This is a genomic window from Streptomyces sp. LBL, from assembly GCF_029893585.1.
Classification (GTDB): Bacteria; Actinomycetota; Actinomycetes; order Streptomycetales; family Streptomycetaceae; genus Streptomyces.
This window is the reverse complement of the sequence record NZ_JARXYX010000013.1, coordinates 1-13,128: the sequence shown is the minus strand read 5'-3', so window position 1 is coordinate 13,128 and position 13,128 is coordinate 1. Positions and strand designations below refer to the sequence as shown.

The window sequence follows — 13,128 nt, the reverse complement described above, 5'->3', positions numbered from 1 at the left end:
CACCGGCGGTTCAGCTGCTGGGCAGACACCGGACGACGTAGGTCATGTGCTGGACGTTGCCTGCCCAGAGCCACTGCGTATGGTTGCCGGATCCTTCGCCGTCCGTCATGGGTCCGTCGGCGCAGTCGCGCAGCCAGGTCTCACCGGCGCTCGCGACCGCTCCCCGGAATTCGGACAGATCACAGATTTGGCCGGCGGCGGCCCGGATGCCCGCCGTACGGTCCGGTCCTTGGTTCAGCACCTTGCACAGCACGTATGTACGGTCGGTGGTGTAGCGGAGGACGCCCCAGGGCGGTCCGCCGCCCCCCGGCTCCTGGGCCAGGGCCGTGGGGGGCTGCACCCCGTAGTCGCCGTATCTCAGACGGGAGAGGCGTTCCCGGCGGCCCGCCCGTATCTCGTGCCACATGTCCCAGTCGGCGCGGGGCTCCTCGTGCGGTTGCCCCAACTCCAGCATGTCGTCCGTGGCCTGAGGGGCTCCCCCACCGAGTACGGCGATGGTCCGCCAGTCGTCGGTCAGGGCCACCAGTGCGTCCAGAGCGCGCAGCGCATCCTTTCCCGCATCGGGGCGGCCGGGCAGCACACCCCCCAGGTCCAGCAACAGATCGACAGGCACCTCCCGGTCGAACCGAGCCAGCAGTGAGCTGACGCCCTCGACGGCGGCTCCGTCCCACTCGCCCGGCAGGCTGACGCGGATACCGACTCCACAGCCGCAGCGACGGGCGGTCTCCATCGCCGCTGTCTGCTGAGCCTCGCTCCGCTCAGGCCCGGTCACCGGGCGAAGCAGGTGGGAGAGCGCGCTGTACTCGGCCAGGAGCCCGGCAAGTGCCGGTGTCTGCGCGGGCTGAGCGAACGGGGCGTCGATCCAGCCCGGATGGCGCCGGTGGGCGCCCCTCACCCGGCGCAGTTCCCGCTGCCAGTGGGCCCTCTCCAGCTCCGCCGGAGTCACCCCGGAAAAGGGCGGGAGGTTCCACACGGGCGCGATCGCCGCCTGGATGTCGGGGCGGAGGCGCTCGTAAGCCATCCGGGCGTGCTGCCGGACGGGCAGGACGGGAACGTAGAGCGGTTCGGACATCGTGGCTTCCCCTCGACACTGCCCGCGCGCTTTCCCTTCCCGTCAGGGTCCGCGAACGTCAAGGCACGGGGAAAGAGAGCCCTTTCGGCCCGGCTGGCTGAAGTACGTGAGTACCTGGTGACGGTGTGACACAAGTTGTACGCTTCGTGATGCTCGGTGGTCGGACGCGCCAAGTGGACGGCACACATGGGGAACTGAGCGGCACTCAGCTGTCTGCCTCGGGGACCGTCCACCGTGCGCCGAACAGTTCGATGACCGGGTCGCTGTCACCCGGCTGTTCCACGATGGGGCGCGAGGCTTGAACCACCGCATACTCGGTCTGACCGTGCGCAACTTCCGCACCCTGACCGACACGAAGCTGCCACTCGGGGCCCTGACCGTCATGGTCGGCCCGAACGCGGCGGGCAAGTCGAACGTGTTCCACGCCCTGGAGTTTCTGCGCGGCGTGTCCCACGACGGGATCGCGTCGGCGCTGACGGAGCGCGGCGGCTTCGAGAGGGTCGCCTTTCGAGGCGGTCCGAAACCGGTGTCGCGGATCACGATCGGCGTCGAGGGCATCTGGTCCGAGTTCGCGTCCGAGGAGAGCCCGGACCGCTACGAACTGAGTGTCAACCGGCGTCGCGTGTCGACGCTCGAACACAGGCTGTACCGGCACGAGCGGTTCACCCAGCACCCGCGGCAGGACACGGAGACCTCCGTCGAACTGAAGAGCGCCGCCGTGGAGGTCAACAGTCCCTTGGCGACCGACGGCTTGGAGGACCCCGCGGGCATCGACCGGATGGCGTCCGCCCTGCACCGACCGCTGCCCTGGACCACGGACAGCCCAACCGCCCACGCCGTGGCGGAGATCAGCCGGCACCTCTCCGAGGTCCGGGTGTTCGACCCGGATGTGCGGGCTGCGCGGCAGCCTTCCCCGATCACCAGTTCAGGGCGTCACCTGGAAGACGACGCCTCCAACCTCGCGGACTTCCTCAAGACCCTCCAGGCCATCAGGAACGACAAAGGCCGCAGGTACGTCTGGGAGGCCCTGCTGAACGACGTCAGAGCGGTGATCCCCCAGATCCGTGACGTGCACGTCGTGGACACGCCCGGGACCTACGACCATCTTTCGATCGAACTGGAGGAAGAGGGCCTGCGGGGACGCACCCGGCTGGAGGACGCCTCCTTCGGAACGGTGCGCGTCCTGTGCCTCCTGGCGATCTTCCACGACCCGGAGCCGCCCGCTCTCACCTGTATCGAGGAGATCGACCACGGCATCCATCCGCACGCGCTGGAACTCCTCGCGGGGCGACTGCGGGAGGCGAGCCGCCGGGCGCAGTTCCTGATCACCACTCATTCTCCTGTCTTCGTCAGCGAACTGACCCCGGAGGAATTCGTGGTCTGCGAGCGGGGCACGGACGGGGCATCGCGCATCCCGGCGCTCACGCCGGATGAGGTCCAAGAGGTCATCGACGCGTCCGAAGGCATGCCCATCGGGGAGTTGTGGTTCGCCAACACGCTGGGGGGTGGGCTGTGAAAGGCAAGGGCAAGAGCCACGGGAGGAAAGACTCCGTCATAGTCGTCGCGGGTGAGGGCGACTTCGACAGGAAGGTGCTCTGGCACCTCATTCGAGCCTTCCGCCCGGACACGAAGATCGTCAACATCAGGGACAAGACCTCGCTCCGGGAGGCGGACAAGGAACTCACACCGCGCATCGACAGGCTGCGCAAGCTCGCACAGGCGGCCTCCGTCCGGTCAGAACTGGCGGGGATCGTGGTCCACGTCGATCTCGACCTCGTGAACGAGGAGAAATACGAAGAGGTTCGCCGACGCATCAGCGCCGAGCTGCGGAAGCACTTCGCGTGTCCGTCCGCCGTGGCCCTGGCGGCCTTCGAGATGGAGGCCTGGCTCATGCAGTTCCCCGCCGCCTTCGCCAAGGTCAACAACAGCTGGATCCTCAAGGCGAAGTACCAGAAGGGATGTGATCTCACGAAGATCCACAAACCCAAGGAACGCCTGAAGGAGCATGCCTGGACGCCGCCCTATCTGGAGTCGGACGCACCCCGGATCATGGAGAAGGCCTTCAGTCAGGACGGCAAGCTCATGCGACCCGACGGGAAGAACCGTTCGTACGAGGAGTTCATCAGCGAACTGGCCGGCTGGTAGCCGCGGTACCGGTGACCTGTGCGTCCGTACGGCGCGTACTACGGTGGTACCGATCATCAGGTCATCAGGGCACCGGCACGCAAGGGGGACCGTGAAGCCCACCATGGCCGCCGCGCAGCTGCGCGGCAGTCTGACGCAGTACCTCACGACGACGTACGCCCTCGCCGACGAGGACACCCGCGGCGCCCTCGAACGCTTCCTCGGGCACCCCGAGACCGGCATCTTCCGCGGGCCCTACCTGCGGATCAGGACGCCGTTCCACGTCGCCGACCGTGACTGGCAGCGGGATGTGGAGTGGTCGGCCGGGTTCCCGGGGTTCGCTCCGTGGCGGCACCAGGCGAAGGCGTGGGCGCGGCTGTCGACGCTGCACGGGCCCGCCCGGCCGACGCTGGTGACCACCGGCACCGGGTCCGGCAAGACCGAGTCCTTCCTGATCCCCGTACTGGACCACTGCCGGCGCCAGAAGGCCGAGGGGCGAGCCGGGATCAAGGCCGTGCTGCTGTACCCGATGAACGCGCTCGCCACCGACCAGGCCGGCCGCATCGGCGAGTACCTGGCGCGGCCGGAGCTGGCGCAGGTCACGGCGGGCCTGTACATCGGTGACCGGCCCGACACGGACTTCCGGCGGGTGATGACGCGCCGCGAGGAGATGCGCCTCTCCCCGCCCGACGTGCTGATCACCAACTACAAGATGCTCGACCTGCTGCTCCAGCGCGGCGAGGACCGCGGTCTGTGGGAAGGCGCCGACCCCGCCTACGTCGTGCTGGACGAGTTCCACACGTACGACGGTGCGCAAGGCACCGACGTGGCGATGCTGCTGCGCCGGCTGGCCGCCGCCACCGGAAAGTCCCGGCCCGGCAGGCCACTGGGCGCGATCTGCCCGGTGGCGACGTCGGCGACGCTCGGTGAGGGTGCGCCGGGCAAGGAGGCCGGGGGCATCCTCGACGTGGCGGGGCGGGTGTTCGGGATGCCGTTCCCGCCGGACGCCGTCATCGGCGAGGAGCGGATGACCGCCGACGAGTTCACCGGCACCGTCGACTACGAGCTGCCGGAACCACCGACCCCGCAGGACGTCGTGGCGGTGTCCGGCGGGCCGGACGTGGAGGCCCGGCCCGACCTGCTGGACCTCGACGCGCTCGCCGCCCGGATGCTGGGGCGCACCGGGCTGGACGCCTTCCGCGTCGGGCGGCTGCTGAAGCGGCACGACTTCACCCACGGGGTGCTGTCCCTGCTCGGCGGTGAGCCGCTGGACGAGTGGGCGCTGCGGGACCGGCTCGCCCGGTTCGGCTACTCCTGGCCCCGCACCGCCCGGGAGAACCCGCGGCTGGTGCTCCAGGCGCTGTCCCGGTTCGTGGCGCTGCTGTCGGCCGCCCGCGACCCGGACTCCGACGAGCGCAGGCCCCGGCCGCTGCTGCACATCGAGGCACACCTGTGGGTGCGGCCCGTGACGCGGGTGCTGCGCGGGGTGGGCCGCACCCCCGAGTTCCGCTGGTACGAGGACGACCGGACGGCCGCCCGCCGGGCCGCGCTCAACGCCGCGCCGCCCGGCGACGAGGATCCGGACGCCTCGTCCGGCAACTGGCCGTCGTCCTCCGCGAGCAGGCAGCCGCTGCCCGGCACCGACACCGCGCCGCGCCCCGCCCAGGTGCACCTGCCCGCCGTGTACTGCCGCAACTGCGGGCGCTCCGGCTGGGCCGCCCTGTCCCCCGAAGCCGACCCGCAGCGGCTGGTGATGGCGCAGGACCGGATCTGGCGGGCCGGCGTGGGCCGGGACAAGCGGCGCGTGCGCTACTTCGTCTCCGCCACCGCCCGCGAGCGGCAGCAGGCCCTCGACGCGCTGACCGGGGCACGACCCTCGGACGGCGGCGTCGACCCGCTGTCGGTGGTCGTCCTCGACGGCGGACAGGGCACCTACCGGCTGCCCACCGCAGGGGACGACGGCGAACTCGTCGACGCCTGGTTCGCGCTGGCCGTGCTCGACAAGAAGACCGCCGACCGGGCCGCGAAGGACGACCGTTGCCCGGCCTGCCACACCGACAACAGCATCCGCTTCCTCGGCACCGCCCAGGCGGCCCTCGCCTCGGCGACGGTCACCCAGCTGTTCACCGGCGGCGACATCGCGCTCGTACCGGAGGAGCGCAAGACGCTGCTGTTCAACGACTCCACGCAGGACGCGGCACACCGCGCGGGATACGTCGCGAACGCCTCGTACAAGTTCTCGCTGCGCTCGCTGCTCGCCCACAACCTGGACGACTCGGGGGCGCCGACCGCGCTGAACGACCTGATCGGGCATGTCCTGGACTCGGTGGACGACCCGGAGGCGCTGGCCGCCGTGGTGCCCCCCGACCTGCATGACGAGCCGGGCGTCGACCGGCTGCTGTCCGGTCGCGGCACCGGCGACGCGCGGACCTGGCGGCTGATCGGCGAACGGCTCGCGTTCGCGACGGTGATGGAGTTCGGGCTGCGCAGCCGCATGGGCCGCACCCTGGAGCTGACCCGGACCGCGGCCGCCGAGGTCACGGTGGCGGAACCGGACCGGGTCACGGACCTGGCACGAGACCTGCACCTGTCGCTGCCCGGCCAGCTGCTGGCGGTCGGCGGGCTGCCCACACCCGAACGCTATCTGGCGTATGTCCGGGGCCTGTTGGAGCGGCTGCGGCTGCGCGGCGCGGTGCGGCACCACTGGCTGGACACCTGGATCAAGGAGGCCGGCACCGACCGCTACCTCATCTCCGGGCGCAGGCCCGACGGCATGCCCGCGTTTCCCGAAGGGGTCGCGCCCCCGAGGTTCCTGCTGGACGGGCAGAAGGACAGGTCCGAGTTCGACGCGGTCACCGGGCGCCTGGGCTGGTACCAGGACTGGACCCGCAGATGCCTGGATCTGGACGCCGCGGGGGCCACCGAATACCTGCGCAGACTGCTGCCCGCCCTCGCCGACGCGGGCGTCCTCGCGGTGCGGACGGCCCGTGACCGCCAGAGTCGGGTGTACGGGCTGCAGCCCGGCCACATCGAGGTGCGGCTACTAGGCGACACCGTCGTCAACAAGGCCTTCGTCAGCTGTGAGGACTGCGGCTGGCAGCAGGTCGTGGCGCCCGAGCGGCGCACCCGCTGGTACGGGCATCCCTGCCCCCGCTACCGGTGCAAGGGCAGCCTGACCGCCCCCCAGCCCGGCCTGTCCGGAACCGGGACCGACGTGTCCCGCTTCGGCGCGCTCGCGCAGGAGCGGGACTACACCGGCGACTACTACCGCCGCCTCTACCTGACCGGCGGCACGTTCCGTGTGGTGACCGCCGAGCACACGGGCATGCTCAGCCGTCCCCAACGGGAGCGCGTCGAGCGCACCTTCAAAGCGGGTACGCACTACACCGACCCCAATGTGCTGTCGTGCACCCCGACCCTGGAACTCGGCATCGACATCGGCGACCTGTCCGCCGTTCTGCTCGGCTCCCTGCCGGCCGGGCCCGCCAACTACGTGCAGCGCGCCGGACGCGCCGGGCGCCGGACGGGCAACGCCCTGATCGTCGCGTTCGGCGGACGCAAGGCACGCGACCTGTACTACCTGGACGAGCCGCGCGAGATGATCGCCGGGACCATCCTGCCGCCGGGCTGCTACCTGTCGGCAGTGGAGATCCTGCGCCGCCAGTACACGGCGCGGCTGCTGGACCTGGCGGCCCGCGGCGAACTGCGCACCTCCGACGGCGAGGTGCTCGCGCCGCTCCCCCGGCTGTCCTCCGCCCTGTTCGGCACCAGCGGATGGTGCCAGGACCTCGCGGACGCCGCCCAGACGCACGGCGCCGCCCTCGCGGAGGAGTTCCTGGGCCTGTTCCCCGACAGCGGCGACGTGCGGGACGCCGACAGCACCGACGGGGCGGGCGTCTCCGCGTACGCGGCGGCGGAACTCCGGGCCTACGCGACCGGCGGGATCGTGCGGGCACTGCAGGAGGCCGAGGAGGACTGGACGGGGCGGCGCGAGGAACTGCGCCGCAGGATCGCCGCGATCGACGAGGCCGCGGGACAGTTGGCCCGGTCCGACGACACGCAGGACCGGGAGCGCCGCGAACTGCTCGCCGAACGGCGGGGCGCCGGGGACCTGCTGCGGGAGCTGAGCCAGTCCAGCGCCCACGCCACCCTCGTGGACCTCGGGCTGCTGCCGAACTACAGCCTGACGGACACCACCACCCAGCTGGAAGCGACGCTGTACTGGGCTGAGACACCGGGCGAAGAGGACGGCACGGGCGGGGCAGCAGCCGGGAAAGGCGCCGGCGGCAAGGTGTACCGCAGTGAGACCCGGGACTACGAACGGTCCCGCAAGCTCGCCCTCACCGAACTCGCCCCCGGCAACAGCTTCTACGTCAACGGCTACCGGCACGTGGTACGCGCCCTCGACGTCGGCAGCCCCGAGCGCCGCGCCTGGTCGGTGTGGCGGTTCTGCCCCGCCTGCGGATACGTCCGCACCGAGGAACACGACGCCGAACACAACACCGACCCGTGCCCGCGCTGCCGCGGACGCGAGATCGCCGACGCTGGGTGCGTCCAGTACGTACTGCGGCCCAGGCGGGTCCTGTCCCGCGACAAACGCGACGACGCCCGGGTCCGCGACGACCGCGACGAACGGGACCGCAAGCGCTACGCGGTCCTCACCACCGTCGACATCGACCCCGACCGCATGGCGTCCGGTTCGTGGCGGCACGACAGTGCCGTGTTCGGGGTGGACTTCACCCGCCACGCCACGATCCGGACGCTCAACCTCGGGCTGGACCGCGAGGACGGCAGCAGCACGGTGCCGCTCGCCGGACAGGACGTACGGCTCAACCCGTTCTACGTCTGCACCGAGTGCGGCGGCGCGACGGCCGACGGACGGCCCGTGGTGGACGTGTCGCAGCACGCGCTCACCGAGTCGGGGGCGGCGAGCACCCCGGCCGCGGCGCACCACCAACTGTGGTGCCCGCGCCGCCGTGTCCGGGGGCCGGCGACCGACAAGGGCCGACAGCAGGGCAAGGGTCAGGACGTGCCGCTGCTGCTCGCCCACGAACTGACCACCGAGGCCGTACGCATCCTGCTGCCCGCGTCGGTGGCCCGCGTCAAGGAACGGCTCGCGTCGTTCACCGCCGCCCTGTTCGCGGGGATCGCGGCCCGCTACGGCGGCGATCCCGACCACATCGACATCGCCGAGGCGACGATGCCCGACCACGCGGGCGACCTGGACGCCGACTGGCCGAGGCGTTTCCTCGTCGTCTACGACCGGCTGCCGGGCGGCACCGGCTACCTGCACCGGCTGGCATCCGCCGACGGATTCCGTGAGGTGCTGCTCAGGGCGCGCGACGTCATCGAGGGCTGCGCGTGCCGGGAGAAAGGGCTCGACGGCTGCCACCAGTGCCTGCTGCGACGGGTACCGGCCGCCGACTACGACAAGGTCAGCCGCAACGAGGTCCGCCAGATGCTGGACGAGTTGCTGGGCGCCGACGGTGAACGGTGGCACACCTCACCGGTGGCGACGACCCGTCACATCCCGCTGCAGCGGCAGGCCGAGAGCGACCTGGAGATCCTGTTCATCGACACCCTCCAGGACTGGGCGAAGACGCCGGAGTCGAACGCCGCGGCGGACACGTACACCACCTCCGCCGGTACGTACGCCCTCGACCTGCGGCTCACGGCGGCCGACGGGACCACCGTGAGCTGGCGCGTCTCCCAGCAACGTGACCTGAACGGCACCCGGCCCGACATCCTCCTCGAACGGCTGGACAGCCCGGGCCCGCGTGTCGCCCTGTACCTCGACGGCTACGCGTACCACGCCACCCGTGAGCACAACCGGCTGGCGGACGACGCCAGGAAACGCACCCGGCTCCGGGCGGACGGACTGCGGGTGTTCCAGCTGACCTACCACGACGTCAAGGAGTGGCGTCAGCAGGTCCAGGACACCGGATACGGGGGGGCGGGCGCCGCCGACCCGGTGTGGGAGCCGTACGGCACGGGCGGGCAGCAGCGTGCCCGCGACTACTACGACCGCGTGGGCCGGGGCCTGCCCGGTGAGCTCGCCGAGACGGTGTGGGTCAACCCGGCCCGGCTGCTGCTGGCCTACCTGCGCTCCCCCGACCCGGAGCGCTGGCGTCGGCGGGCGGAAGCGGCGGCCGCGGGACTCAGCGGGAGGGACGGGGTCCGTGCCGCCGCCCTCACCGGCGAGGACATCGGCGCGGGCCTGGGGCAAGCGCTGCGCGGCGGCATGCCCGCCGGGGTGGCCGGTCCCGTACGGCTGCTGTCCGGACCCGACGCGTCGGGCTGCCGTCTGGTGCTCGCCGCGGACGGCAGGCGGACCCCGCCCGTGTGGACGGGACTCACCGTCCTGGACGACAGTGACGCGGCCTTGGCCGACGAGCCGGCCCACAAGCGACGCTGGCGTGCCTGGCTGTACTGGAGCAACGTGCTGCAGTTCCTGGAGCACGGCGGCGGTGACAGCGCCCAGCTGACGTCGGGCATGCTCGACGACTTCGCCACCGAGGCGCTCACCGTGACCGGCGGGGCGGGCTGGCTGACGTCGAACCGCACCCCCATGCCCTCGCCCGCGAACGACCTCGCCTCCGTCGGGATCGTCGCCGCACCCTCGGTGCCCGCCGTGGCCGGCGGTGAGACGGTCCCGCCGAAATCCGAGGCACCCGAGATCCCGGGCGACGCGGGGGCAGGACGGGATCCCCGCTGGAACCGGGTCATCGAGTTGCTCGACCCCGATGAACCGGGGCTCGCCGAGCTGGCCCACGCACTGGCCACGACAGCGGTGCCGGCACCTCGGGACGGCTTCGAACTGGACAGCCACGGCTGGCAGGCCGAACTGGCCTGGCCCGATGCCCGCATCGCGGTGGTCCGCGCGCCACGCACGGACGGCGACGAACCCGACTACGAGGCACAGGACCGGGACAAGGCCTTCTCGGCAGCGGGCTGGACAGTCCGCACCGCCACGCAATGGGACCCGGCGGCGATGACCGCCCGGCTCACGGCACGGCGGCAGGAAAGCGACACCAACAGCGACGGGGAGCGGAAGCGATGAACACCTCGGGCGTCACACTGCGCCTGCTCGACAAGGCGGACAAGGAGATCCTCAAACTCCCCCGCACGGTCAAGGGCGCGTTCTTCGACTTCCAGCACAAGTTCCGGAGCAACCCGCACACCACCGGGCTCAAACTCCAACAGCTCAAGGGCGACAGCAGGCTCTGGTCGGCGCGCGTCAACGACGAGTACCGGGCGCTGCTGCTGCGGCTCGCCGACGACGACTGGCTGATCGTCTCCGTCAAGCACCGCAAGGACGTGTACAACCGGCTGTCGTACGGCGTCAACCACGTCACCGGCGGCATCGAGTACGTGGACCTGGAGGTGGTCGAGGACAGCGTCCTGCGCAGGCTCCCCGCCCCGCCCGCCCAGGCCCCGACACCCGCTGAACCGGCCAGGCCCGCGCGGCCGGAACCGCCCCGGCCGCTGTTCGCTGCCTGGTCCGACCAGCAACTGTCGGATCTCGGTGTCGCCGAACCCCTGCTGCCCGTCATCCGCACCCTCGCCACCGAGGACCAGCTGCTCGGTCTCGTCGAGTACGCGCCGCAGCTCACCGGCGAAGTGCTGCTCGCCCTGTTCGACGGGGCGTCGTACGACGATGTCCTCGACCAGGTCACCAAGCCGGTGGCCGCCACCGAGCCGGTCGACCCGGACGACTTCGAGGCCGCCGCACAACGGCCGGCGACGGTCGTCACCACGACGGACGACGCCCTGCGGGAGGCACTGGAGAGCGGCGACTTCGGCCGCTGGAAGGTCTTCCTCCACCCCACCCAGGCCAAGCTCGTCGAACGGCGCTACAACGGCCCCGCGCGGGTGGGCGGCGGCCCCGGCACCGGCAAGACCATCGTCGCCCTGCACCGGGTGCGGCATCTCGTGCGGCATCTTCCCCCGGGCCGGGACAAGCCCGTCCTGCTGACCACGTACAACAAGAACCTCGCGGCCGACCTGCGCTCCCGGCTGCTGGAACTGGGCGGCGAGGAACTGCTGAGCCGGGTCGAGGTCAGCCACGTCGACCAGCTGGCGCTGCGCATCGTCCGCGAGGCCGAACCGGGCAGCAGGAAGCAGGCCATTGACGACAGCCAGGCCGTACGCGAATGGCGCGGGCTGCTCGACGAGCTGGGCGGGGACGGCTGGGACCCGGAGTTCCTGCACGACGAGTGGACACAGGTCATCCTCGGCCAGGCCGTCGGTACCCGTACCGACTACTTCCGGGCCCGGCGTTCCGGACGCGGCAGGAACATCGGCCGCGGCGAGCGCGCCGAGATCTGGCAGCTCACCGAACGCTTCACACAGCGGCTGGACCGGCTCGGGCGGCAGACCTGGGACCAGGTGGCGGAGCGTGCCGCTCGGCTGGAGATGGGCCGGGAGCAGCGCATCCTGAACATCGACCGGCAACGGGAGGCGACGGGCGGCCTCGACAACGTCCACCTCCAGGACGGCTCAGGAGGCTGGTTGCGCTACCGGTACCGGCACATCGTGGTCGACGAGGCCCAGGATCTGCGCCCCGCCCACTGGAAGATGCTGCGCGCGATGGTCGCGCGCGGCGCGGACGACCTGTTCCTGGTCGGCGACACCCACCAGCGGATCTACAAGAACCAGGTGACCCTCGGCAGCCTGGGCGTCAACATCCGCGGCCGGTCCTCAAGGCTGAGCCTCAGCTACCGCACGACGCGGCAGATCCTGCGCTCCGCCCTCGGCGTGCTGGGCGAGACGACGTACGACGACCTCGACGGCAGCGAGGAAACCCTGGCCGGCTACCGGTCGGTCCTCAGCGGGGGGCTTCCGGCGGGGCACGCGTTCCCGGACTGGGCCGCCGAGCGGGAAGGCGTGGCCGCGCTCATCCAGGAGTGGGACGCCGACGACGACCTGGCCATCGCCCACGAGCAGATCGCGATCTGCGTGCCGACCAATCAGATGGCGGCCGAGATGGCCTACACGCTCAAACTGCACGGCATCGACTCGGTGGAGATCCGCTCCGATGGCCCGCACGGCTCCACCGGCGTGCACATCGGCACAATGTTCCGGTTCAAGGGGCTGGAGTACCAGCGAATGATCATCGCGGGTGTGGCGGACGGACTCGTGCCACGCCAGGCCGTCAGCGGACTGCGGGACAGGGACCCGGCACGCCACCGGCACGAGATCCAGCGGGCTCGATCCCTGCTGTTCGTGGCAGCGACACGGGCACGCGACAGCGTGGACGTGTTCTGGCACGGAAAGCCCAGCCCGTTCCTCGACGACTCATGGGTGACGCGGAACCCGGCGTGAGTTGACGGTCCGGCATCCAAGCGACGACACGACGCGGGGTCGAGTGGTACGGGCCCGGCTGTCGCGATCAACCGCTCTGGGAATCTCGCGAGAGCCGTTGCCCGTACAACCCTGTCTACGTGTCAGCGGGCAGCCGCAGCGTGAAGACGGTCTCCGTGCCCGGCACCCTCGTCACGGAGACCTTGCCCCGGTGCGCCCCGGCAGTTGCATGACGATGGACACAGACCGGCGCGGTGACGCACCCCCGCACCCCGGGAACCAGGTCGGCCCACCCGCCCGCACCCTGAGAAAAAAGAAGAACCGTCAGGTCAGAGGCGCCTTCGGCACGGGCGTGGCATGAAGTCCAGTGGACCGGGTGACTGCGAGGCCCGTTTCAAACGGCTACGGCGGATCACCCGAGAGGCGGTTTGCCGACAGGCACATGCGTTCAGGGCTGTGTGGTGCAATAGCATCTGCTTGGCCCCGGGCTTGGCACGGGCCCCTCGCGCATATCCGGTCAGCCGTGCGCACCAGTGTGGACGTTCACGTATTTCCCCGGGGCTGAGTTCACGTAATTCCCCAGCCCCGGGCGCCGATGGCGTCTACTTGACCGACGGCTTGGCGGGCTT

The 13,128-nt window shown here is 71.0% G+C and carries 5 protein-coding genes; 4 read left to right on the top strand and 1 reads right to left on the bottom strand.

Translation table 11 applies throughout. From position 1 onward, the window contains the following. Window positions 1-10 precede the first annotated feature (10 nt). Window positions 11-1,072 carry a beta family protein gene (locus tag M2271_RS17270; RefSeq protein ID WP_280888124.1) on the bottom strand — a complete coding sequence of 354 codons (1,062 nt, stop codon included), beginning with the start codon at window positions 1,070-1,072 and terminating at the stop codon, window positions 11-13. A 298-nt stretch (window positions 1,073-1,370) separates the two neighbouring features. Between M2271_RS17270 and M2271_RS17265 the strand changes: the two genes are divergently transcribed. The 4 genes from M2271_RS17265 to M2271_RS17250 all read left to right on the top strand — a co-directional run bounded on the left by M2271_RS17265 (window position 1,371) and on the right by M2271_RS17250 (window position 12,520). Then, on the top strand, window positions 1,371-2,588 hold the full coding sequence (locus tag M2271_RS17265) for an AAA family ATPase (RefSeq protein ID WP_280888123.1): 1,218 nt from the start codon (window positions 1,371-1,373) through the stop codon (window positions 2,586-2,588). Then, window positions 2,585-3,217 (top strand): hypothetical protein, encoded by a 633-nt coding sequence (locus M2271_RS17260; RefSeq protein ID WP_280888122.1) that lies wholly within the window; start codon window positions 2,585-2,587, stop codon window positions 3,215-3,217. Before M2271_RS17265 ends, M2271_RS17260 begins: the two co-directional genes overlap by 4 nt. A 91-nt stretch (window positions 3,218-3,308) precedes the next feature. Further along, on the top strand, window positions 3,309-10,256 hold the full coding sequence (locus tag M2271_RS17255; RefSeq protein WP_280888121.1) for a DEAD/DEAH box helicase: 6,948 nt from the start codon (window positions 3,309-3,311) through the stop codon (window positions 10,254-10,256). Next, window positions 10,253-12,520 carry a UvrD-helicase domain-containing protein gene (locus M2271_RS17250; protein WP_280888120.1) on the top strand — a complete coding sequence of 756 codons (2,268 nt, stop codon included), beginning with the start codon at window positions 10,253-10,255 and terminating at the stop codon, window positions 12,518-12,520. Before M2271_RS17255 ends, M2271_RS17250 begins: the two co-directional genes overlap by 4 nt. Window positions 12,521-13,128: the final 608 nt, after the last annotated feature.